Origin of the sequence: Streptomyces sp. NPDC015125 (genome assembly GCF_043080045.1) — a bacterium.
Taxonomy (GTDB): Bacteria; Actinomycetota; Actinomycetes; order Streptomycetales; family Streptomycetaceae; genus Streptomyces.
This window is the reverse complement of the sequence record NZ_JBIBVF010000038.1, coordinates 3,053-29,747: the sequence shown is the minus strand read 5'-3', so window position 1 is coordinate 29,747 and position 26,695 is coordinate 3,053. Positions and strand designations below refer to the sequence as shown.

The following is a 26,695-nucleotide window of genomic DNA, read 5'->3' as shown; positions in this document are numbered from 1 at the left end:
TCCGTGCCGTTGGGGGATGCGGGTGCGGGGCATTTTGCTGAGGTGATGGGGGCGAAGGTTGCCGGTGCCGTGGTGCTGGATGAGGTGCTGGGTGACCGTGCGCTGGATGCCTTTGTGGTGTTCTCATCGATTGCTGGTGTGTGGGGCAGTGGTGGTCAGGCGGCGTATGCGGCGGGCAATGCCTTCGTCGAGGGGTTGGTGGAGGCGCGTCGTGCGCGGGGTGCGGTGGGTTGTGCGGTGGCGTGGGGCCCGTGGGCCGGCGGCGGGATGGCCGGTGCGGAGGGTGCGGAGGAGCATCTGCTGCGTCGTGGGCTGAAGGCCCTCGATCCGGCTCTTGCGGTGTCGGCGTTGGAGTCGGCGGTGGGCGCGGGTGAAGGTTCGGTGGTCGTGGCGGATGTGGAGTGGGAGCGCTTCGCTCCGGCGTTCACGAGTGCCCGTCCGAGTCCGTTGCTGGACGACCTGCCGGAAGTCGCCGATGCGCTGCGTGCCACACCGCAGGAGAAGGCCGATGAAGGAACCCCGTCCTTCCTCGGCAGGATCGCGGATGTTTCCGCGGTGGAGCGCTCGCAAGCCGTACTCGATCTCGTACGTACCCACACGGCTGCCGTTCTCGGATTCCGCGATCCGAAGGCCGTGGAGCCGCTCAGGGCCTTCCGGGACTCGGGTTTCGACTCACTGACCGCCGTCGAGCTGCGCAACGGGCTGAACGCCGAAACCGGCCTGCGGCTCCCCGCCACATTGGTCTTCGACTACCCCACGCCGCAGCTTCTCGCGGAGCATGTGCACGACACTCTGTTCGGTGCCGCGGACGTCGAGCCGGAGACGGCTGTACTCGCTGACCTGGACCGTCTCGCGAGCACGATTTCAGGAATTTCCCCAAAGAACGGCGCCAGAGGGCTCATCGAGGCCCGTCTTCGGAGCATCCTGTCCGTGCTGGGTGAGGTGGCCGAGGATGATTCGAAGTCCGCCGTGTCCCAGCAGCTGGATGCGGCCACGGACGACGAGATCTTCGATTTCATCAATCAGGAGTTCGGGCGTTCCTGAGCGCCGCAAGCGAACCGTTCCGGTCTACAACGTATGGGGCAAGTTCCACATGGCGAATGAAGAACGGCTTCGGGACTACCTCAAGTGGGTTACCACCGACCTGCATGAGGCCCGTCGGCGCCTACAGGAGCTGGAATCGCAGCACCAGGAGCCCGTCGCGATCGTCGGGATGAGCTGCCGCTTCCCCGGTGGTGTGAACTCACCGGAGGAATTCTGGCGCCTGCTGCAAAGCGGCGAAGACGCGATATCCGAGTGGCCGCGGGACCGTGGCTGGGATGCCGATGCGCTGTACGACCCGGAGTCACACGGCTCGGGCACGAGCTATTCGTGCAAGGGCGGCTTCGTCTACGACGCCACCGAATTCGACCCCGGTTTCTTCGGCATCACACCGCGCGAAGCGCTCGCGATGGACCCGCAGCAGCGGCTGCTGCTCGAAGCCTCCTGGGAGGCTTTCGAAGGCGCCGGAATCGACGCCCTCGGGGTACGGGGAAGCCGCAGCGGTGTCTTCGTCGGATGCAGCGGCCAGCAGTACGGTGCCGGCCTTCGCGACGTTCCCGATGACGTCCGTGGCCATCTCCTGACCGGGAACTCGACTTCGGTCGTATCGGGCCGCGTCGCCTACGCACTGGGCCTGGAGGGCCCGGCGGTGACCGTCGACACGGCCTGTTCCTCCTCTCTGGTGGCGTTGCATCTGGCCGCACAAGCGCTACGGTCCGATGAATGCACGCTCGCCCTGGCGGGCGGGGTGACGGTGATGGCCACGCCGGGGGCGTTCATCGAGTTCAGCCGGCAGCGCGGCCTGGCAGCCGATGGTCGCTGCAAGGCGTTCGCGGAGGCCGCGGACGGCACGGGGTGGGCCGAGGGCGTCGGCATGCTGGTGCTGGAGCGGCTGTCCGATGCCCGGCGGAATGGCCACCGGGTGTTGGCCGTCGTGCGTGGTACCGCGGTGAATCAGGACGGTGCGTCCAATGGTTTGACGGCGCCTAATGGTCCGTCGCAGCAGCGGGTGATCCGGCAGGCGTTGGCGAGCGCGGGTCTTTCGGCCTCGGACGTGGATGCGGTCGAGGCACATGGGACCGGTACGTCGCTGGGTGACCCGATCGAGGCGCAGGCGCTGCTCGCTACGTATGGTCAGGATCGTGACGGGGACCGGCCGCTGTGGCTGGGTTCGGTGAAGTCGAACATCGGGCACACTCAGGCTGCCGCGGGTGTGGCCGGCGTCATCAAGATGGTGCTGGCGTTGCAGCATGATGAGCTTCCCCAGACGTTGCATGTGGACGAGCCGTCATCGCATGTGGACTGGTCGGCGGGGAATGTACGGCTGCTCACCGAAGCCGTCGGATGGCCGGAGAGCGACCGGCCGGGGCGAGCGGCGGTCTCCGCCTTTGGCGTCAGTGGCACCAACGCGCACGTTGTACTGGAGCAGGGCCCGGAGGCAGAGCCTCTAGACGAAGAAGGACAGCCGGACGGCAAGACCGAACCCGTTCGACTGCCTCTGTTGCCCTGGGTGCTGTCGGCCCGCAGCGACTCCGCCCTGCGCGACCAGGCGGGAAGGCTGCTCGCCCACGTCGATGCCCATCCCGAGTACGACATACGTGACCTCGCCCGTTCGCTCGCCTCGACGCGCGCCGCGCTGGAGAACCGCGCCGTCATCGTCGGCGGCAGCCGTGAGGAACTGATCGCGGGACTCGGCGCCCTTGCCCGTGACGAGCATGTCGAAGGCCTTGTGCGTGACACGGCCCAGGCTGGTGCGAAAACGGCCTTCCTGTTCGCGGGGCAGGGTGCGCAGCGGTTGGGGATGGGCCGGGAGTTGTACGAGGCCTTCCCGGTTTTTGCGGATGCTTTTGATGCGGTGTGTGCGTACTTCGATGGTGAGTGGGCAACGCCGCTGCGGGATGTGGTGTTCGGTGCGGATGCGGATGCGGATGCGGATGCGGCGAGTGCGGGTGCGGAGAGGCTTGATCGGACGGGTTTGGCTCAGCCGGCGTTGTTCGCCCTTGAGGTGGCGTTGTTCCGGTTGGTGGAGTCGTTCGGTGTGCGGCCGGATTACTTGGTGGGTCATTCCGTTGGTGAGTTGGTGGCGGCTCATGTGGCGGGGGTGTGGTCGCTGGAGGATGCGTGTCGTCTGGTGGCGGCTCGTGGTCGGTTGATGCAGGCGTTGCCGGTCGGTGGGGCGATGGTTTCCCTCCAGGCCACCGAGGCCGAGGTACTGCCGCTGCTGGAGGGGCTTGAGCAGCGGGTGAGCATTGCCGCGGTGAACGGTCCGCAGGCGGTGGTGGTTTCCGGTGAGGAATCGGCGGTTGCGGAGATTGCCGGGCGTTTTGAGTCCGAGGGCCGGAAGGTGAAGCGGCTGCGGGTGAGTCATGCCTTCCATTCGCCGTTGATGGAGCCGATGCTCGACGAGTTCCGCGCCGTCGCGCAGAGCGTGGCGTATGCGGAGCCGCGCATCCCGGTGGTCTCGAATGTGACCGGCGAACTCGCCACGGCGGAGCAGCTGACGTCCCCCGACTACTGGGTACGGCATGTCCGCGAGGCCGTCCGGTTCGCCGATGGCATCCGGTGGCTGGAAGAGCACAGCGTCGCTCGGTACCTCGAAATCGGCCCCGACGGCACGCTCACCGCGATGACCCAGGCATGCGGGGACAGTCCCACGCAGCTGACGGTTCCCGCACTGCGAAGGGACCGGTCCGAGACATCGCACATGGTGAGGGCCATTGCGCAGTTGCACGCACATGGCGCCGTACTCGACTGGGCTGCCCTGCTGCCCGGAACACAGTCCGTCGATCTGCCGACATATCCATTTCAACGTGACCGCTATTGGCTGGAGGCGCCCGGAACGGAGGACGAGGGCCGCGTGGCCCAAGCGCTCGATGGAGCCGATGCGCAGTTCTGGGACGCGATTGAGCGCGGTGACACGGCGGCGCTGACGGCAGAGCTGGCGATTGCCGGTGACGCCTCGTGGGATGAGGCACTGAGCGCCTTGTCGTCGTGGCGGCGGCAGCAGCGTGAGCGGTCGGTGGTGGACGGCTGGTGCTATCGGGTGGAGTGGAAGCCGCTCGTTGCTCAGTCCGGTGGGGTACTGGGCGGGCGCTGGCTTGCACTGGCGGCAGCGGGGGACGCGTACTCCGAAGCTGTGGTGGACGGGCTGGCGGCGCGTGGTGCCCGGGTTGAGCGGGTGGCATGGACCGCCGACGTGGACCGTGGGCTGCTGGCCGAGCGGTTGCGTGACGCCGCTGGTGACGAGCCGGTCACGGGCGTACTGGCGGTGGGCGCCGCGGATGCGATGAGTACCGCGGTACTGGTGCAGGCGCAGGGGGATGCCGGCGTCGGTGGGCGGCTGTGGGCGGTGACGCGCGGGGCGGTCTGCGTGGGCCGGTCGGATGGCCGGCCGGAACCGGTGCAGGCAGCCGTGTGGGGGCTGGGCCGGGTGGCGGCTCTGGAGTACCCGGACCGTTGGGGCGGTCTGGTCGATCTGCCGGACGTTGTGGACCGCAGGGCGCTCGACCGGCTCGCCGGTGTTCTGGCCGAGGCTGCCGAGGATCAGGTGGCGGTGCGGGCATCCGGTGTCTTCGGCCGCCGGCTGGCTCATGCTCCCGCTCATCCTCATGCTCAGGCTCCCGTTCCTGCTCCCGCTTCCGGTCCCGCTTCCGCTTCCGCTCCCGCTCCCGCCGGAGAAGCTGCCGACGGTTGGCGACCGCGGGGGACGGTGCTGATCACCGGCGGTACAGGTGCCCTGGGCGCCCGTGTGGCCCGTTGGGTGACCGAACGCGGTGCCGAGCACGTGGTCCTCACCAGCCGTCGTGGCCCGGAGGCTCCCGGCGCGTCGGAGTTGGAGGCCGAGCTGTCCGCCCTTGGCGTACGGGTGACCGTGGTGGCCTGCGATGTCGCAGACCCGGAGGCGGTCGAGGCACTGCTGACCGAACACCCCGTGGACGCCGTCTTCCACGCCGCGGCGGTACTCGACGACGGTGTGCTCGACTCACTCACGACTGAGCGGTTCGCCACCGTCATGCGGGCGAAGGCCGCCTCGGCCGTGAACCTGCACGAGGCGACCCGAGACCGTGATCTCTCGGCCTTCGTCCTGTTCTCGTCGTTCGCCGGCACCATTGGCGCCGCCGGCCAGGCGAACTACGCGGCCGCCAATGCCTTCCTGGACGCGCTTGCCGAACAGCGTGCGGCCGAAGGACTGCCCGCGACGTCCATCGCCTGGGGACCCTGGGGCGAGATCGGCATGGCGAGCGATGCATCCATGGCGCAGCGGATGCGCCGGGGCGGAGTGTCCCCGCTGCGGCCCGACCTCGCCGTCGACGCCATGCAGAACGCGATCTGCTCCGGCACGCCCGGCCTGGTGATAGCCGACATCACCTGGACGGACTTCCGTTCCGCCTTCGCCACGGTGCGCCCCAGCCCGCTGCTCGGCGATCTTCCGGAGGTCCGTACCGAGGTCGAACTCGCAGCCGAGACAGGACGCGAAGACGCCCAGTCCGAACTGCGCCGACAGCTGGCCGGCGTCGAACCGGCCGAACAAGAACGAGTGCTCACCGATCTGGTCCGGTCGTATGCCGCCGGAGTGCTGCACTACGCGGGGCCCGCCGAGGTACCGCCGAACCGGCCCTTCCGGGACCTCGGAGTCGACTCGTTGCTCGCCGTCGAGCTGCGCAACGCACTCGGCCTGGCATGCGGAATCACACTGAGCGCGACGGTGGTCTTCGACTACCCGACACCCACCGCACTGGCCGGCTTTCTGCGCACCCGGATAGCCCCGGCCCAGGACGACGTCGAGCAGCGGACAGTCCCCTCGGCGGTTGACGGTGACCCCATCGCCATTGTCGGGATGAGCTGCCGGTTCCCGGGCGGTGTCGACTGCCCTGAGGCTTTCTGGGAGCTGCTGTCGGACGGTGTGGACGCGGTCGGAGGATTCCCGGTCGACCGCGGTTGGGACCTGAATGCGGTCTATGATCCCGACCCGGAACACTCGGGCACCAGTTACGTCAATGCCGGCGGTTTCCTGCAGCACGTGGATCGATTTGAACCTGCCTTCTTCGGTATGAGTCCCCGGGAAGCGGTAGCGACGGATCCGCAGCAGCGCCTGCTCCTCGAAGTGTCCTGGGAGGTGCTGGAGCGAGCCGGAATCGATCCGCATTCCCTACGGGGCAGCCGGGCGGGCGTTTTCGTGGGCACGAATGGGCAGGACTATCCGGCCCTCCTGGCCAATTCCCCGGACGATGTCGACGGCTATATCGGAACCGGAAACGCCGCGAGCGTGGTGTCCGGGCGGGTGGCTTACACGCTCGGCCTGGAGGGCCCGGCGGTGACCGTGGACACGGCGTGCTCCTCTTCGCTGGTGGCCCTCCACTGGGCGGCGCAGGCCCTGCGCTCCGGCGAGTGCGACATGGCGCTGGTGGGCGGTGTGACGGTGATGTCCACGCCCGGGGCGTTCATCGAGTTCAGCCGACAGCGCGGACTCGCCCCCGACGGGCGGTGCAAGACCTTTGCTGCGGGCGCCGACGGCACCGGCTGGGGCGAGGGCGTCGGGATGGTGCTCGTGGAGCGGCTGTCGGACGCCCGCCGCAACGGTCACCGGGTACTGGCCGTCGTGGCGGGATCCGCGGTGAACCAGGACGGTGCATCGAACGGTCTCACGGCGCCCAACGGCCCCTCCCAGCAGCGGGTGATCCGGCAGGCACTGGCGAGCGCCGGCCTGACCCCCTCGGACGTGGACGCGGTCGAGGCGCACGGCACGGGAACGGCCCTCGGCGACCCCATCGAGGCACAGGCCCTTCTCGCCACCTACGGTCAGGACCGGGACGGGGACCGGCCGCTGTGGCTGGGCTCGGTCAAGTCGAACATCGGGCACACCCAGGCAGCTGCGGGCGTCGCCGGTGTCATCAAAATGGTGCTGGCACTCCAGCACGGCGTGCTCCCGCGCACCCTGCACGTGGACGCGCCCTCGCCCCACGTGGACTGGTCGGAGGGCAACGTACGGCTGCTCACGGAGCCCGTCGCCTGGCCGCTCGACGACGAAGCGGCGGACCGTGTCTGCCGGGCAGGCGTGTCCTCGTTCGGCATCAGCGGCACCAACGCACATGTGGTCCTGGAAAGCGCCCCCGAACCGCCGGCCCCCGCCGAGGTCCTTCAGGCCGCCGCGCCGGAACGCCCATCTCTCACACCCCTGGTGCTCACGGCACGCACCGAGGCCTCCCTCCGCGCGCAGGCGGCTCGCCTGTGTGCGGCCTACGAGGACAACCCCGCGCTGGACCTGGCGGACGTGGGTTTCTCCCTCGCCACGACCCGCTCCCTGCGCTTCGACCACCGCGCCGTGGTCCTGGTGGGCGACCCGGTATCGGCAGTCCACCGCCTGACCGTGCTCGCCGACGACCACCGGACCCCCGGCCCCGGCGTCATTCGTGGCTCGCAGGCAGAAGGCCCGCTGGCCCTGCTGTTCGCGGGTCAGGGCGCGCAGCGGCTGGGGATGGGCCGGGAACTGTATGCATCCTTCCCGGTGTTCGCGGATGCGTTTGACGCCGTCTGCGCGCACTTTGACGGCGAGTTGGAGTCGTCACTTCGGGGGGTGGTGTTCGGTGAGGATGCGGAGGATGCGGAGGATGCGGAGGCGCTGAATCGGACGGGTTTCACTCAGCCGGCGTTGTTCGCGGTGGAGGTGGCGCTGTTCCGGTTGGTGGTGTCGTTCGGTGTGCGGCCCGACTATCTGGTGGGTCATTCCATCGGTGAGTTGGCGGCTGCGCATGTGGCGGGGGTGTGGTCGCTGGAGGATGCGTGCCGTCTGGTGGCTGCCCGTGGTCGGTTGATGGAGGCGTTGCCGGCGGGTGGGGCGATGGTGTCGCTTCAGGCGTCGGAATCCGAGGTGTTGCCGTTGCTGGAGGGGCTTGAGCAGCGGGTGAGTGTGGCTGCGGTGAATGGTCCGCAGGCGGTGGTGGTTTCCGGTGAGGAGTCGGCGGTTGCGGAGATCGCCGGGCGTTTTGAGTCCGAGGGTCGGAAGGTGAAGCGGCTGCAGGTCAGCCATGCCTTCCACTCGCCTCTGATGGAGCCGATGCTGGAGGAGTTCCGGGCGGTCGCCGAGAGCGTGGCGTATGCGGAGCCGCGCATCCCGGTGGTCTCGAATGTGACCGGCGAACTCGCCACGGCTGAGGAATTGGCGTCTCCCGACTACTGGGTGCGGCATGTCCGTGAGGCCGTCCGATTCGCTGACGGTGTGCGGTGGTTGGAGCGGCAGGGGGTGTCCCGGTTCCTGGAGGTCGGGCCGGACGGCACCCTGACCGCCATGGCACAGCTCTGCCTCTCGGAGCCTGATCTGCTTCTGCTTCCCGTCATGCGCAAGGACCGCTCCGAGACGGAAGCGCTGCTGACCGCCGTCTCGCATGTGTTCGTGCTCGGCACGGAGGTGGATTGGGGCACGTGCTTCCCCGCCACTCGGCGAGTGGATCTGCCCACGTACGCGTTCCAGCGCGAGCGCTTCTGGCCGACGCCCGCACCTGTCGCCGACCCGACCGAGAACTGGCGCTACCGGGTGGAGTGGAAGCCGTTGGTGGGGCTGTCGGGTGGGGTGTTGCTGGGTGGTCGTTGGCTTGCGGTGGTGGGTGTGGGTGATGTGTGGTCCGAGGCTGTGGTGGAGGGGTTGGCGGCGTGTGGTGTGGCGGTTGAGCGGGTGGAGTGTGTTGCGGGGGAGGTGGACCGGGGGTTGTTGGCTGAGCGGGTGCGTGAGGTGGCTGGTGGGGGGCCGGTTGCTGGTGTGTTGGTGGTGGGTGTTGCGTCGGATGTGGTGCGTAGTGCCGTGGTGGTGCAGGCGTTGGGGGATGCGGGTGTTGGTGGGCGTGTGTGGGTGGTGACGCGGGGGGCTGTTGCGGTGGGTGGGTCGGATGGTGGGCCGGATCCGGTGGGTGCTGCGGTGTGGGGTTTGGGTCGGGTGGCTGCTTTGGAGTTGCCGGATCGTTGGGGCGGTCTGGTGGATCTTCCGGAAGCCGTGGACCGTAGGGCTCTTGATCGGCTCGTGGGTGTTGTGGCCGATGGTGTTGAGGATCAGGTGGCGGTGCGGGCGTCGGGTGTGTTCGGGCGGCGGCTGGTTCATGCTCCGGCTCCTGCTGGGGACGCGGATGGTGGTTGGCGGCCGCGGGGGACGGTGCTGATTACGGGTGGTACGGGTGCGTTGGGTGCTCGTGTGGCGCGCTGGGTGGCTGAGTGTGGCGCGGAGCATGTCGTCCTGACCAGTCGCCGTGGTCTGGAGGCTCCTGGTGCGGTGGAGCTGGAGGCTGAGCTGTCGGCGCTCGGTGTGCGGGTGACGGTGGCGGCCTGCGATGTCGCGGATCGGGCTGCGGTCGAGGAGCTGCTGTCCGGGCGTGCCGTGGACGCCGTCGTCCATGCAGCGGGCGTGGTCGATTCCGTGCCGTTGGGGGATGCGGGTGCGGAGCATTTTGCTGAGGTGATGGGGGCGAAGGTCGCCGGTGCCGTGGTGCTGGATGAGGTGCTGGGTGACCGTGCGCTGGATGCCTTTGTGGTGTTCTCGTCGATTGCTGGTGTGTGGGGCAGTGGTGGTCAGGCGGCGTATGCGGCGGGTAATGCCTTCGTCGAGGGGTTGGTGGAGGCGCGTCGTGCGCGGGGTGCAGTGGGTTGTGCGGTGGCGTGGGGCCCATGGTCCGGCGGCGGGATGGCCGGCGCGGAGGGCGCGGAGGAGCATCTGCTGCGGCGTGGGCTGAAGGCCCTCGATCCGGATCTCGCGGTGTCGGCGTTGGAGTCGGCGGTGGGCGCGGGTGAAGGTTCGGTGGTGGTGGCAGATGTGGAGTGGGAGCGGTTTGCTCCGGCGTTCACGAGTGCTCGTCCGAGTCCGTTGCTGGATGACCTGCCGGAGGTGCGGGCGGCTTTGGCTGTCGGCGCTGGTGCTGGCGTTGGTGGTGAGGGTTCTGGTGCTGGGGTGGTGCAAGAGCGGTTGTCGGGGCTGTCGGTTGTGGAGCGGGAGCGGGCGCTGCTGGAGTTGGTGCGTACTCACGCCGCAGCGGTCCTCGGCTACCACAAGCCTGCTGACCTCGAAATCGGCGTCACATTCCGGGATTTGGGCTTCGACTCGCTCACTGCCGTTGAGCTGCGGAACGGCCTGAATGCCGAGACCGGCCTTCGGCTCCCCGCCACTCTGGTCTTCGACTATCCGACGCCGACTGACTTGGCCCGCTTCCTGGACGGTGAGTTGTTCGGGACCGGGACGGCCCTGGCGACCGGTCTGCCGGTGCTTGCGTCCACCTCGGACGATCCGGTGGTCATCGTCGGGATGAGCTGCCGGCTTCCCGGTGGGGTGGCCAGTCCCGAGGACCTGTGGCGGCTGGTGGCGGGAGCCGAGGACGCGATCTCCGGCTTCCCGACGGACCGTGGCTGGGACCTCGATGCCCTCTTCGGGAAGGACGCCGACCAGGCAGGTGTGAGCCGAACGCGTGCGGGCGGTTTCCTGCGCGATGCCGCCCAGTTCGATCCGGCGTTCTTCGGTATCAGCCCACGTGAAGCGGTCGCGATCGACCCGCAGCAGCGGCTGCTGCTGGAGACCTCCTGGGAAGCCCTGGAGCGCTCCGGTGTCAGCCCCATGTCGGTCAAGGGAAGCCGTACCGGCGTATTCGTCGGTGCCAGCGCTTCGGGTTACGGGGCAGGCCTGCAGGAGGCTCCGGAAGGGCTCGGCGGCCACTTGCTCACCGGAAGCTCGGGCGCTGTGGTGTCGGGCCGGGTGTCGTATGCGCTGGGTCTTGAGGGGCCGGCGGTCACGGTCGACACGGCGTGTTCCTCGTCGCTGGTCGCCTTGCACCTGGCCGCGCAGTCCCTGCGTTCCGGCGAATGCGACCTCGCCCTCGCCGGTGGTGTGACGGTCATGGGCAACCCTGGCGCCTTCGTCGAGTTCAGTCTTCAGGGCGGCCTTGCTGCTGATGGCCGGTGCAAGGCGTTCTCGGACGCTGCGGATGGCACCGGTTGGGCTGAGGGTGCTGGTGTGTTGGTGGTGGAGCGGCTGTCGGATGCTCGGCGTCATGGTCATCGGGTGTTGGCCGTGGTGGCGGGTAGTGCGGTGAATCAGGATGGTGCGTCGAATGGTCTGACGGCGCCGAATGGTCCCTCGCAGCAGCGGGTGATCCGGCAGGCCCTGGCCGGTGCGGGGCTGTCTGCGTCGGATGTGGATGTGGTCGAGGCGCACGGCACGGGAACGTCCCTGGGTGACCCGATCGAGGCGCAGGCGCTGCTTGCGACGTACGGGCAGGATCGGGATGAGGACCGGCCGTTGTGGCTGGGGTCGGTGAAGTCGAACATCGGTCATACGCAGGCGGCTGCGGGTGCGGCCGGTGTCATCAAGATGGTGCTGGCGCTCCAGCACGGTGTCCTGCCGCAGACCCTGCATGCCGATGAACCGTCGTCGCACGTGGACTGGTCGGCGGGCAATGTGCGGCTGCTCACCGAAGCCGTCGGATGGCCGGAGAGCGGCCGTCCGGGGCGAGCGGCGGTCTCCGCCTTTGGCGTCAGTGGGACCAATGCGCATGTGGTGATCGAGCAGGCTCCGGTGGAGGAGAGCGCGGAAGCCGGGCCGTTGGATGTGCTCGGGGGTGTGGTGCCGTGGGTGGTGTCCGCGCGGAGTCGGGAGGGGGTGCGGTCGCAGGCGCAGCGGTTGTTGGCGCATGTGGAGGCCCGTCCTGAACTCGGTGTGCCGGAGGTGGGGTTTGCCCTGGCCACGACACGTTCGGCATTTGAACACCGGGCCGTCGTCCTCGGCACCGAGCGCGCGGGACTCATTGAAGGACTCACCGCCGTGGCTGAGGGATCTGCTGCGGTCAATGCGGTAACGGGTGCGGTGGACACCGGAGGCCGGCTGGCGCTGCTGTTCACCGGGCAGGGTGCGCAGCGGTTGGGGATGGGGCGCGAGCTGTATGACGCGTTCCCGGTTTTCGCCGATGCGTTTGACGCTGTCTGTGCGCACTTCGACGGCGAGCTGGCTTCGCCCCTGCGGGATGTGGTGTTCGGTGACGAAGCCGAACTGCTGAATCAGACGGGGTTCACTCAGCCGGCGTTGTTCGCGGTGGAGGTGGCGCTGTTCCGGCTGGTGGAGTCGTTCGGTGTGCGGCCCGACTATCTGGTGGGGCATTCCATCGGTGAGTTGGTGGCCGCGCACCTCGCCGGTGTGCTGTCCCTCCCGGACGCGTGCCGTCTGGTGGCGGCCCGTGGTCGCCTGATGCAGGTGCTGCCGGCGGGCGGCGCGATGGTCGCCCTTCAGGCCACCGAGGACGAGGTGTTGCCGCTGCTGGAGGGCCAGGAGCAGCGGGTGAGCATCGCCGCGGTGAACGGTCCGCGGTCGGTCGTGGTCTCCGGTGAGGAGTCCTCGGTTGCCGAGATCGCCGGGCGCTTCGAGTCTGACGGCCGGAAGGTGAAGCGCCTCAAGGTCAGCCATGCCTTCCACTCTCCGCTGATGGAGCCGATGCTCGACGAGTTCCGTGCCGTCGCGGAAGGCCTGACATTCGAAGAGCCCCGTATCCCGGTGGTCTCGAATGTCACCGGCACGCTGGCTACGTCACAGGAGCTGACCTCCCCCGACTACTGGGTGCGGCATGTCCGTGAGGCCGTCCGCTTCGCCGACGGCATTCGCTGGCTGGCGGAGCACGAGGTCACCCGGTTCCTGGAAATCGGCCCGGACGGCACCCTCACCGCCATGGCACAGGGCTGCCTCGACAGCGACAGCGACAATGACAGCGACATGGATGCGGATCTGGACGCGGACCACGTCCTCATCCCCACCCTGCGTGGCGACGACCGCGGCGAGATAGCCGCCGTACTGTCCGCCGCCGGGCGCGCATTCGCCTACGGCATCGCCATCAACTGGCAGACCTTCTTCCCCACCACAGCCACCGCCACCCAAAGCACCACGCAAAGCACCGACCAAAGCACCACCCCCACCCCCGTAGACCTCCCCACCTACACCTTCCAACACCAGCGCTACTGGCTTGAGATACCGTCCACGACCGGGGATGCCTCGTCGATCGGCCTTGCCGCAGCCGGGCACCCGCTCCTCGGGGCGACGGTGTCACTGGCCGGTGGCCATGAGGTGGTGCTGACCGGGCGTCTCTCGCCCCGTACGCAGCCGTGGCTTGCCGAGCACCGTATTGCCGGCGCGATCGTCGTCCCGAGCACCGCACTGCTGGAACTGGCAGTGCGCGCAGGGGATGAGGTCGGTTGCTCCCACATCAGGGAACTCGCCCTCGAGGCACCGCTGGTGCTCGCCGAGGACGGTGCGGTGCAGCTACAGCTCCGCATCGAGGACCCGGATGCCTCCGGTGACCGGGCGCTGGGTGTGTACGCGCGCCCCGCGGCGGCCTCGGCCGATGCGCCGTGGACGCGGCATGCGAGCGGTGTCCTGGCGGAGAGCGGCCCGACGGAGGCCTTCGACTTCGCTGTGTGGCCGCCGGCCGGCGCGGAGCCCGTGGAGATCGACGACCTGTACGACGGGTTGGCGGCGGCCGGGTTCGACTACGGTTCGGCCTTCCGCGGCGTGCGGGCCGTTTGGCAGGGCGCCGACGGCGTGTACGCCGAGGCCGAACTGCCGGAGTCCGCTGCGGCCGAGGAATTCGCCCTCCATCCCGCGCTGTTGGACGCGGCGCTCCATCCGCTCGGCCTCGGTCTGCTGGACGGCGTGGCGACGGAGGCCGTGCTGTTCGCGTGGAGCGGTGCCACTCTGCAGGCGACCGGTGCGACCGCACTGCGGATCCGGCTGGCCCGCCGTGGGCACGACGAGGTGTCCCTCCAGGCCGCCGACGGCGCCGGGCAACCGGTGATCGCGGTCGAGTCGATGCTGATGCGCAAGACCGGCGACCTGCGGGACGACCGGACGCCTTCGCTGCCGGCTTCGCTGCTCCGTCTCGACTGGGCACCGATCGCCGTGGAACGGGCCAGCGAGTCGGACATCGGCGAGGACGCGGCAGCGGATGCCGATGTGCCGCGGCTGACCGTGGTGGGGAGCGACCCGCTGGGCCTGGCCGGGACACTGGGCACGAACGCCGCCGACGCTGCGGAGGCCGCTGATTCCACGAACGTGGGGGCGGACGCGACGACCGGCACAGTGCTTGTGACCGGTGTCGCCACAGTCGACGAAGCGCACATCACCCTCAGCGCGTTCAGCGAACGGCTGGGGCAGGAGTCGTCGTCGGCCCGTCTGGTATTCGTCACCCGAGGCGCCATCGCCCTCGGTGACGAGGCACCGGACGCAGAGACTGCCGCCCTCTGGGAAGAGCTTCGCGCTGTCCAGGCCGACTACTCGGGCCGGATCGTGCTCGTGGACGTCGATGACGATCTGGACTCCCACCGTGTGCTGCCGTCCGCGCTCGCCACGGACGAGTCCGAGCTCGCTGTCCGCAGGGGTGAGGTGTCGGCCGCGCGGCTGGTCAGGTGCGCATCGAGCGCCGCCACTGCCCTGGACGTGGAGCCCGGAGGAACGGTCCTGGTCACCGGGCCGTTCGCCGAGCAGGTCGCCGCTGCCCTCGAATCCCAGGGAGATGTGCAGACCGTTGCCTACCCGGACCAGGACGGGGACGGAACCGGAGACGGAACCGGAAACCAGTACGCAGCAGCGGAGGCGGACGCGTACACGGACGCCGGCCAGAGCCCACACAGTCTGCAACAAGCAGCGATAGCCGCAGCCCAGGCAACCGGACGCCCCCTCAGCGCCCTCGTGCACACCGCCGACCTCGGCCGGAGCCGCGACGTCGATACGGCGCGCGTCCTCGATGAGTTGACGCGCCGCACCGGCGCGGACGGCGCCCCGCCCGCGCTCGTCCTCCTCGGCATCGGCGGCCCGGCCGGCGCTCCGTCGGGCGGGCAACTGGCCGCGCTCGCCCACCGTCGGGCCGGCGCCGGCCTGCCGGTCCTGGCGCTGCTCCCGCCGTCCGGCGCGACAGCCCCGGGGCTGTCCGCGGTGTCGGTGGAGGAGACCGCGGCGCTGCTGGGTGCCGCCCAGGCCACGGGCCGGACGGTGCTGCGTTCCGCGCGGGTGGACCGCGCCGCACTGCGCGGCTCCGCGAGCCCGCTGCCGGCCGTCCTCAGCGCGCTGGCGCAGGGCTCCGGGCGACGGATCGCCACACGTGAGCAGGCCACCGCGGCCTCCGGCCTGGCGCGCCGGCTCGCGGGGAAGGGTGCGGCCGAACGCGGCCGCGCGCTGCTCACCGTCGTCCGTACCCAGGTCGCCCACGTCCTCGGCTACGCCGGCCCGGACGAGGTGGAGCCCTCCCGGAGCTTCACCGACCTCGGATTCACCTCCCTCACCGCCGTCGAGCTGCGCAATCAGCTCCGGGCGGCGACGGGTATGGCACTGCCCGCCACGCTCGTCTTCGACTACCCGACCCCGGTGGCGCTCGCCCGCTACCTCGACGATGAACTCACCGGTGAGACAGGCGACGTGGTGCCTGCGCCGTCCGGTGTGCCCGTCGACAACGACCCCATCGTCATCGTCGGGATGAGCTGCCGCTACCCGGGCGGCATCCGTACGCCCGACGAGCTGTGGGAGCTGGTCGCCGCGGGTGGCGACGGGGTCTCCCCGTTCCCCGCCGACCGGGGCTGGGACCTCGCCGGCCTGTACCACCCGGACCCGGACCACCCGGGCACCTGCTACACCCGCGAAGGCGGTTTCCTGCACGACGCCAGCCACTTCGACCCGGGCTTCTTCGGCATCAGCCCCCGCGAGGCGCTGTCGATGGACCCGCAGCAGCGGCTGCTGCTCGAAGCGTCGTGGGAGGCGCTGGAGCGCTCCGGAATCGACCCCGCGGCGGCCCGCGGCACCCTCACCGGCGTCTTCGCGGGCGTCACCTACCAGGACTACATCGGCATCCTCGGCGGAGCGCAGGAGAGCTTCGAGGGATACGTCGGCACCGGGAACTCGCCCAGCGTGCTGTCCGGGCGGATCGCCTACACCCTCGGCCTCGAAGGGCCGGCGGTCAGCGTCGACACCGCCTGCTCCTCGTCCCTGGTCGCCCTGCACCTGGCCGTCCAGTCGCTCCGTCAGGGCGAGTGCGATCTCGCACTCGCGGGCGGTGTGACGGTGATGTCCACCCCCGGCTCGCTCATCGAGTTCAGCAGGCAGCGGGCGCTCGCCGAGGACGGCCGCTGCAAGCCGTTCTCGGCCGACGCCGACGGCGCGAGCTGGGCCGAGGGCGTCGGCATGGTGGCCGTCGAGCGGCTGTCCGACGCCCGCCGCAACGGGCATCCCGTCCTGGCCGTCATCCGTGGCAGCGCCCTCAACCAGGACGGCGCCTCCAACGGCCTCACCGCCCCCAACGGCCCCTCCCAGCAGCGCGTCATCCGCCGGGCACTGGCCGCCGCCGGCCTCGGCCCCCGGCAGGTCGACGCCGTCGAGGCGCACGGCACCGGGACCACCCTCGGCGATCCGATCGAGGCACAGGCCCTGATCGCGGCCTACGGCCAGGACCGTGACGAGGACCGGCCGCTGTGGCTCGGCTCGCTGAAGTCGAACATCGGACACAGCCAGGCCGCCGCCGGCGTGGGCGGCGTCATCAAGATGGTGATGGCGCTGCGCAACGGGCTGCTGCCCAGGACGCTGCACGCCGAGGAGCCCAGCCCGCACATCGACTGGACGGCGGGCCAGGTACGGCTGCTCAGCGAGGCCGTCACCTGGCCGGACGCGGACGAGCCCCGCCGGGCCGGCGTCTCCTCGTTCGGGATGAGCGGCACCAACGCACATGTCATCGTCGAGGAGGCACCCCGGCAGCCGGCCCGGCCGGGCACCCCGGAGGTGTCCGCCCTCCCCGTCGTGCCGGTGCCCCTGTCGGCGCGCAGCGAAGAGGCGCTGCGCGACCAGGCCGCACGGCTGCGCTCCCACCTGCTCGCCCGGCCCGCCGAGTGCGACCTGCCCGGCATCGGCTTCTCGCTCGCCACGACCCGCTCCGCCTTCGAGCACCGGGCGGTGCTCGTCGCGGCCGACCGGGACGACCTGGACCGCGGCCTGCGCGAGATCGCCGAGGGCGCGATGGTCTCCGACGTGCCCCGCGGCGTCGCCCGTGATGGCAGCGCCCGCCCCGTCCTGGTCTTCCCCGGCCAGGGCAGCCAGTGGGCCGGCATGGCACGCGAACTGCTCGACACCTCACCGGTGTTCGCCGACCGCCTGGCCGCTTGCGAACGCGCCCTCGCCCCCTTCGTCGACTGGTCGCTGACGGCCGTCCTGCGCGGCGACGCCGACGCACCCGACCTCGAACGGGTCGACGTCATCCAGCCCGCACTGTGGGCCGTCATGGTCTCGCTCGCCGAGCTGTGGCGCTCCTACGGGGTCGAACCCGAGGCGGTCGTCGGCCACAGCCAGGGGGAGATCGCCGCCGCCTGTGTCGCCGGGGCGCTGACCCTGGACGACGGGGCGCGGGTGGTGGCCCTGCGCAGCCGGGCGCTGACCGCCATCACGGGAAGCGGCGGCATGATGTCCGTCCAGCTGTCGGCCACGGCGGTGCGCGAGCGCATCGAACCGTGGGGCGAGCGGCTGTCCGTCGCTGCCGTGAACGGCCCCGCCTCCGTCGTGGTCTCCGGTGCCGCGGACGCGCTCGACGAGCTGTTCGCCGCACTGACCGGGGACGGTGTGCGGGCCCGCAAGGTATCCGTCGACTACGGTTCCCACTCGGCCCAGGTCGAGCCGGTGCGCGCCCAGGTCCTCGACGCCCTCGACGGCATCCGCCCGACCGAGGCCGCCATCCCGTTCTTCTCCACCGTCACCGGTCAGTGGCAGGACACCACCGGCCTCGACCCCGACTACTGGTACACCAACCTGCGGCAGACCGTACGGTTCGAGGACGCCATCCGCGGACTCCTGGCCACCGGACACCGCGCCTTCATCGAAGTCAGCCCGCACCCCGTGCTGTCCGGCGGGATCCGTGACTGTGCGGACGCGCTCGGCACGGACGCCGCCGTGCTCGGCACCCTGCGCCGGGACGCAGGCGGCGTCGGCCGGCTCCTCACCTCCCTCGCCGAAGCACACGCACAGGGCGTGGCCGTCGACTGGACCGCCGTCTTCGCAGGCACCGGCGCGCATCGCGTCGACCTGCCGACCTACGCCTTCCAGCGTGCGCGGTACTGGCCCCAGGCGCGCGAACTGACCGCCGCCGACAGCGAGGGCGGGCCGCTGACCGACGCCGTCGAAGCGAAGTTCTGGGAGAGCGTCGAGAAGGAAGACCTCCAGGCGCTGACCGACGCGCTCGACCTGGACGGCAGCGATCCGCTGAGCGCCGTACTGCCCGCGCTCTCGTCGTGGCGCAGGAACAGCCGCGAGAAGTCCACCGTCGACAGCTGGCGCTACACCGTGCGCTGGACGCCGCTCGCCGAGCGCACCGCCGCCGCCCTGCACGGCACCTGGCTGCTGGTCGCCCCCGCACCGGTCTCGGAAGACGCCGCCGCCCGGGTCGCCGCAGTACAGGACGCGCTCGCCGCACACGGCGCCCGGGTACGCCTCGTGGAGCTGACTTCCGAGGACGGCTCGGCCCGCGAGCGGACCGCCGGACGGCTGCGCGAGGCGCTCGGAGACGACGACCTCACCGGAGTCCTGTCGCTGCTCCCGCTGGACGAGCACGCCCACCCCGCACACCCCGCCGTACCCCTCGGACTGTCCTCGACCCTGTCCCTGGTCCAGGCACTCGGTGACCTCGGCATCGGCGCGCCCCTGTGGTGCGGGACCCGCGGGGCGGTCGCCATCGGCCGCTCCGAGTCCGTCACCCACGCCCACCAGGCCCTGGTCTGGGGCATGGGCCGGGTCGCGGCGCTGGAGCACTCCGACCGCTGGGGCGGCCTCATCGACCTGCCCGACACGCTCGACAAGCGGGCCGCCGACCGCCTCTGCGCCCTGCTCGCCGACCCGGACGGCGAGGACCAGATCGCCCTGCGCGGCTCCGGCGCCTACGGCCGCCGCCTGGCCCGCGCCCCCCTCGCCGGCACGCCGGCGCAGCGCACCTGGCGGCCCCGCGGCACCGTACTCGTCACCGGCGGCACCGGCGCCGTCGGCGGCCACATCGCCCGCTGGCTGGCCCGCGAAGGCGCCGAGCACCTGCTGCTCACCAGCCGCCGCGGCGCCGACGCCCCGGGCGCGGCGGAACTCGAAGCCGAACTCACCGCGCTCGGCTCCCGCGTCACCTTCGCCGCCTGCGATGTCGCCGACCGCGACGCGCTGCGCGACCTGCTGGCAGCCGTCCCCGAGCAGTACCCGCTCGACGCGGTGATGCATGTCGCGGGCTCCCTCGACGACGGTGTGATCGACTCCCTCGACCCCGGCCGCATGGACACCGTGCTGCGCGCCAAGGTCACCGCGGCGCTCAACCTCCACGAGCTGACCCGGGACCGGGACCTGTCCGCCTTCGTGCTCTTCTCGTCCACCTCCGGCACCATCAGCGGACCGGGCCTGGGCAACTACGCCCCCGGAAATGCTTTCCTCGACGCACTCGCCGACCGGCGCCGGGCCGAAGGGCTCCCCGCCACCGCCGTCGCCTGGGGCCACTGGTCCGGAGACGGCATGGGTGAGGGCGCCGTCGGCGACCGGCTCCGGCGCTACGGCGTGTACGACATGCAGCCCGAACTGGCCTGCGGCGCACTCCGGCAGGCCCTCGACCACGACGAGGCCTACGTCTCCGTCACCGACCTCGGCTGGGACAAGTTCACCCCCGCCTTCACCGCCTCCCGGCCCAGCGCACTGCTGCGCGACCTCCCGGACGCCCAGCGCGTCCTGGAGACGGCACAGGACAGCGACGACACCGGATCCGACGCCGCCAAGCTGCTCCAGCACCTCGCCGGCCTCTCGGGGGCCGAACGCGCCGCCATGGTCCTGGACGTCGTCCGCAGCTATGTCGCCACCGTGCTCGGCTACGCCGGACCCTCCGCGGTCGACCCCGAACGGGCCTTCAGCGACCTCGGGTTCGACTCGCTCAGCGCCGTCGAGCTGCGCAACGGCATGAACGGCATCACCGGACTGCGGCTGCCCGCGACCCTCGTCTTCGACTACCCCACCTGCGCGGTACTCGCCGACTTCCTGCTCACCGAACTGTCCGACACGGCCGCCCAGGACGGGTCCGCGTCGGCACCGGCCGCCGTGACGGCAGGACCGGCGGAGCACGACGAGCCGGTGGCGATTGTGGCGATGAGTTGTCGGTTCCCGGGTGGGGTGGGGTCGCCGGAGGAGTTGTGGGGTTTGTTGGTTGAGGGTGGGGATGGTGTGGTGCCGTTCCCGGTGGATCGTGGTTGGGATGTTGCGGGGTTGTATGACCCTGAGCCGGGTCGGCCGGGAAAGGTGTCGACTTGTGAGGGTGGGTTTTTGCCGGGGGTTGATGGTTTCGATCCTGGGTTTTTCGGGATTTCGCCGCGTGAGGCGGTGGCGATGGATCCGCAGCAGCGTTTGTTGTTGGAGGCGTCGTGGGAGGCGTTTGAGCGGGCGGGGATTGTTCCTGGGTCGTTGCGTGGTTCGCGTACGGGGGTGTTTGCGGGGACGAATGGTCAGGATTACACGGGGTTGTTGGTGGCGTCGGGTGAGGAGGATCTGGGGGGTTATATCGGTACGGGTAATGCGGCGAGTGTGGTGTCGGGGCGGTTGTCGTACACGTTTGGTCTTGAGGGTCCTGCGGTGACGGTGGATACGGCGTGTTCGGCGTCGTTGGTGGCGTTGCATTTGGCGGTGCAGTCGTTGCGTGCGGGTGAGTGTGATGTGGCGTTGGCGGGTGGTGTGACGGTGATGTCGACGCCGGGGTTGTTTGTGGATTTCAGTCGGCAGCGGGGGTTGGCTGCTGATGGGCGGTGCAAGGCGTTTTCGGATGCTGCGGATGGTGCGGGGTTTTCCGAGGGTGTGGGTGTGTTGGTGGTGGAGCGGTTGTCGGATGCGCGTCGTCATGGTCATCAGGTGTTGGCTGTGGTGGCGGGTAGTGCGGTGAATCAGGATGGTGCGTCGAATGGTTTGACGGCGCCGAATGGTCCCTCGCAGCAGCGGGTGATCCGGCAGGCGCTGGCGGGTGCGGGGCTGTCTGCGTCGGATGTGGATGTGGTCGAGGCGCACGGGACGGGGACGTCCCTGGGTGATCCGATCGAGGCGCAGGCTCTTCTCGCCACCTACGGGCAGGATCGGGATGAGGACCGGCCGTTGTGGCTGGGGTCGGTGAAGTCGAATATCGGGCATACGCAGGCGGCTGCGGGTGTGGCGGGTGTCATCAAGATGGTGCTGGCGCTGCAGCACGGTGTCCTGCCACGGACGCTGCATGTCGACGAGCCGTCGTCGCATGTGGACTGGTCGGCGGGGGAGGTGCGGTTGCTGACGGAGTCGGTGCAGTGGCCGGAGACGGGACGGCCGCGCCGCGCCGGTGTGTCGTCCTTCGGCATCAGCGGCACCAACGCCCACACGATCCTGGAGGAGGCCCCGTCCGAGGACGCCACCCCTGTCCAGGACATCGAACCCGTCGAGGACATCGCCCCTGCCGAGGGCGTCCGGGTGGCAGCCGAGGCCTCTCCCGCCCCCTGGGTGATCACCGGTAAGACCAGGTCCGCCCTCCGTGCGCAGGCCGCCCGGCTGCTCGCACACGTGGAGACCTTCCCGGCCCTGCGCACCGCCGATGTGGGACTGTCGCTGGCCACCACCCGGTCGGTCATGGAACACCGCGCCGTGGTCCTCGGCACGGACCGGGACGAGCTGCTCCGCGGTCTGGCCGCCGTAGCGGCCGACGACACCGCACCGAACGCCGTCACCGGCACGGCAAAGGCAGACGGCCGGCTGGCACTGCTGTTCACGGGCCAGGGCGCACAACGGCTTGGAATGGGCCGGGAGTTGTACGACGCGTTCCCGGCATTCGCGGACGCCTTTGACACCGTCTGTGCCCACTTCGACAGTGAATTGGCATCGCCGCTGCGGGGTGTGGTCTTCGGTGACGAGGCTGAAGGGACGGGCAATGGGGATGCGGAGGCGCTGAACCAGACCGGTTTCACCCAGCCGGCATTGTTCGCGATAGAGGTGGCGCTGTTCCGGCTGGTGGAGTCGTTCGGAGTCCGGCCCGACTATCTGGTGGGCCATTCCATCGGCGAATTGGCGGCCGCGCATGTGGCGGGGGTGCTGTCGCTGGAGGATTCCTGCCGGCTGGTCGCTGCCCGTGGCCGTTTGATGCAGGTCCTCCCGGCCGGCGGCGCGATGGTCGCCCTCCAGGCCACCGAAGACGAGGTGCTGCCGCTGCTGGTAGGCCACGAGCAGCGGGTGAGCATTGCCGCGGTGAACGGCCCGAAATCGACCGTGATCGCCGGTGAGGAATCCGCGGTTGCCGAGATCGCCGGGTGTTTCGAGTCCGAGGGGAGGAAGGTGAAGCGGCTCCAGGTGAGTCACGCCTTCCATTCCCCGCTGATGGAGCCGATGCTCGACGAATTCCGTACGGTCGCGGAAAGCGTGTCGTACGAGGAGCCCCGTATCCCGGTGGTCTCGAATGTGACCGGCGAACTCGCCACCCCACAGGAACTGACCTCCCCCGACTACTGGGTGCGGCACGTCCGCGGCGCCGTGCGCTTCGCCGACGGCGTCCGGTGGCTGGCGGAGCACGAAGTCACCCGGTTCCTGGAGATCGGGCCGGACGGCACTCTCACCGCCATGGCGCAGGGCTGCCTCGACGGCGCCACGGACGCGGAGCACCTCCTCGTCCCCGCCCTCCGCAAGGACCGTCCGGAGGCGGCCGGACTGCTCACCGCCCTCGCCCAGGCGTTCACCGCCGGGACGCCGCTGACCTGGGAGGCCGCCTTCACGGACGGCGATGCCCGCCGCGTCGGTCTGCCGACCTACGCGTTCCAGCGGCACCGCTACTGGCCCAAGCCGCCCGTCCTGCCGACCGGCGACATCAGCTCGGCAGGACTCGGCTCGGCGGACCACCCCCTGCTCGGCGCGGCCGTCGAGGTGGCCGGTTCGGACTCCTTCCTCTTCACCGGGAGGCTGTCGCTGCACACCCACCCGTGGCTCGGTGACCACGCGGTGACCGGGACCGTCCTGTTCCCCGGCACCGGCTTCCTCGAACTGGCCATCCGCGCCGCCGACGAGGTGGGCTGCGACCGCGTGGACGAGTTCACCATCGCCGCGCCGCTCGTCCTGCCCGAGCGCGGTGCGGTGCAACTGCAGCTCGCGGTGGAGCCGCCGGACGAGTCCGGGCGGCGGACGCTGAACCTGTACTCCCGGCCGGAGGACGAGCTCGCCGAGCAGCCGTGGGTGCTGAACGCCAGCGGCGTGGTGTCCACCGGAGCGGCCGCGGACCAGGGCGAGCCGTACGACTTCACCGTCTGGCCGCCGCGTGAGGCGGAAGCCGCCTCGGTCGACGACTTCTACGGCCGCTTCGCCGAGGCCGGTTTCGCCTACGGTCCCGTCTTCCGCGGGCTGAAGGCCGTCTGGCAGCGGGGTGACGAGATCTTCGCCGAGGTCGGACTGCCGGAGGAGCACGACGGGCTGGCCGGCGCATTCGGGCTGCATCCCGCGCTGCTCGACTCCGCGCTGCACGCGATGATGTTCGTGTCCATGGAGGATGTCGGCCGCGGCCGGCTGCCGTTCTCCTGGAACGGCGTCTCCCTGAGGGCCACCGGCGCCGGCGCCCTGCGCGTGCGCCTGGTGCAGTCCGGACCCGAGGCGGTCTCCCTCGAACTGGCCGACCCCGCAGGAGGCGCGGTCGCCTCCATCGAGTCCTTGACGCTCCGTCAGGTCTCTGGTGAGCAGGTGAGCGCCGGCGCGGCCTACCACGACGCACTGTTCCACGTGGACTGGAAGACCGTGCCGAAGCCTACCGCGCAGTCCGACGAGCGGTGGGCGGTCGTCGGGGACATGGCTCTGGCCGTAGGCCTGGACGGCACCGGCGTACGGGTGGAGGCAACGGACAGCCTGAGCGAACTCGCCGACGAGGTGCCCCCTGTGGTGCTGGTCAGCTCCACCAGGACGGCGGACCCGTCCGACACGGCCGCCGGGGCACACACCGCAGCCCACGACACGCTCGCGCTGCTCCAGAAGTGGCTGGCCGACGAGCGGTTCGCCGCCTCCCGGCTGGTCATCCTCACGCACGGCGCCGTGAGCACCTCGGACGCGGACCACCCGGACCCGGCGCAGGCCGCCGTCTGGGGCCTGGTGCGGGCCGCCGGGGTCGAGAACCCGGGCCGGTTCACGCTCCTCGACCTCGACGGCACGGCGGACTCGGTCGCGGCCGTGCCCGGCGCACTCGCGAGCGGAGAGCCCGAGACCGCACTACGGGCGGGAGCGCTGCACGTACCACGGCTGGCCCGGGTCGCGTCCACGGAGGCGCTGCGCCGGCCCGACGCGGACGGGGGTGGGGACGCCTGGCGGCTCGACATCGCCGACAAGGGCACCCTGGACAATCTGCTCCTGGCCGAATGCCCGGAGGCGGAGGCCGAGTTGGCGGCCGGACAGGTACGCATCGGGGTGCGTGCGGGAGGCGTCAACTTCCGCGATGTGCTCAATGCGCTGGGGATGTACCCCGGCGAGGCCGGCGCACTCGGCAGCGAGGGCGCCGGGGTGGTGCTGGAGGTCGGTCCCGGAGTACCGGACCTGCAACCGGGTGACCGGGTGATGGGCATGTTCTTCGGTGCCTTCGGACCCCTGGCGGTGGCCGACCGGCGTCTCCTGGCCCGCATACCCGAGGGCTGGTCGTTCGCGCAGGCCGCATCCGTTCCCGTCGTGTTCCTGACGGCGTACTACGCGCTGGTGGAACTCGGGGAGGTGCAGGCGGGCGAGTCGGTGCTCGTGCACTCCGCGGCGGGCGGTGTCGGTATGGCTGCGGTGCAGTTGGCGCGGCACCTGGGCGCGGAGGTGTTCGGCACCGCGAGCCCGGGGAAGTGGGAGTCCCTGCGGCTGTCGGGTCTGGACGAGGCGCATATCGCGTCCTCGCGTGAGCTGGACTTCGAGGGGTCCTTCCTCGCCGAGACCGGTGGCCGGGGCGTGGATGTGGTGCTGGATTCCCTGGCGCGGGAGTTCGTGGACGCCTCACTGCGACTGCTGCCGCGCGGCGGGCGGTTCCTGGAGATGGGCAAGACCGATGTCCGTGACCCGCAGGAGGTCGCGGCCGCGCACGAGGGCGTGCGCTACCGGGCGTTCGACCTCTGGGAGGCCGGGCCCGAGCGGATCGGGGAGATGCTGACCACACTCCTCGACCTCTTCGAGCGGGGCGCGTTGCGGCCCCTGCCGGTGACGGCCTGGGACGTACGCAGAGCGCCGGAGGCCTTCCGGTACCTCAGCCAGGCCCGGCACGTCGGCAAGGTCGTGCTGACCGTGCCGACTCCCCTCGATCCGCAGGGCACGGCGCTGGTGACCGGTGGCACCGGCGGGCTGGGCGCGCTGGTGGCCCGGCACCTGGTGACCGAGCACGGAGTACGCCACCTCCTCCTGGCCAGCCGGCGCGGCGCGCAGGCTCCGGGGGTCGACGCACTGCGCGAGGAACTGGTCGCCCTCGGTGCCGAGGTCACCGTCGCCGCCTGCGACAGCGCCGACCGCGAGGCACTGCGCGGGCTCCTGGACTCCGTGCCCAAGCAGCACCCGCTCACCGCGGTCGTGCACACGGCCGGTGTGCTCGACGACGGCATCCTGTCCTCGCTGACACCACAGAGGCTGGACGCGGTGCTCGCGCCGAAGGTGGACGCGGTGAGCAACCTGCACGAGCTGACCCGGCACGAGGATCTGGCGGCGTTCGTCGTCTTCTCCTCGGTGGCGGGGACGTTCGGCAGCGCCGGGCAGGCCAACTACGCGGCCGCGAACGCCTTCGTGGACGCGCTGGCCTGCCGCCGCGGTGGACTGGGGCTCCCCGCACAGTCGCTGGCGTGGGGCGCCTGGGCTCCCGGCGTCGGTATGACGGGCGAGCTCAGCGAAGCCGACCTGCAGCGCATGGCACGCGGCGGCATGCTTCCGCTCACCCCGGAACAGGGGCTCGGCCTGCTCGACACCGCACGGGACCTGGCCCGGCCCCTGCTGCTGCCGATGAACCTCGACACGGCGCCCCTGCGCGCCCACCCCGAGGCCGTACCGCCGCTGCTGCGCGGCCTGGTCCGGGCACCCGCCCGCCGCCAGACCGCTACCGCCGCCGCGGCGAAGGGAGCGGAAGCAGCGCAGGATCTCGCAGCGCGACTGGCCGCACTGCCTCCGGCAGACCGCGAGCAGTATCTGCTCGACCTGGTCTGCACCCAGGTGGCCCTCGTCCTCGGACACGGATCCGCCGAGGACATCGAACCCGACCAGGCCTTCAAGGAACTGGGCTTCGACTCGCTGACGGCGGTGGAACTCCGTAACCACCTCAACGCGGCGACTCAGCTCAGGCTGCCCGCCACCCTCGTCTTCGACTACCCGACACCGCTCGTCCTGGTGCGCCATGTCCTGGACGAGATCGACCTGCCCGAGACCTCGGGGGCACAGCCGATCCTCGGCGAACTCACCCGACTTGAGGCAGTGCTGGCCGGTGCCACGGTCGGTGACGAGGAACGGGCCGAGATCACCGACCGGCTGCGGGCACTGGCCGCGTACTGGCAGGGCGGCGACGGCAAGCAGGAGCAAGGCACGGAGAGGTACGCGGAAACCGATGAGGACGACGGCGAGCTGGCATCGGCATCGACCGCCGGCGAACTGTTCGACCTCATCGACAAGGAATTGGGAACGTCGTGA

General features: G+C 70.4%; 2 protein-coding genes. Both read left to right on the top strand.

Annotated features, from left to right (window positions below; translation table 11 throughout):
• Positions 1–1,044: beta-ketoacyl reductase (locus ACF088_RS40750; protein ID WP_392381048.1), on the top strand; the 1,044-nt coding region annotated here is incomplete at its 5' end.
• A gap of 49 nt (positions 1,045–1,093) precedes the next feature.
• On the top strand, positions 1,094–26,695 hold the full coding sequence (locus tag ACF088_RS40745) for a type I polyketide synthase (protein ID WP_392381047.1): 25,602 nt from the start codon (positions 1,094–1,096) through the stop codon (positions 26,693–26,695).

Bases quoted from the DNA above. Each gene is read 5' to 3' on its own strand.
- ACF088_RS40745 (WP_392381047.1), top strand. From the start codon at position 1,094: ATGGCGAATGAAGAACGGCTTCGGGACTACCTCAAGTGGGTTACCACC.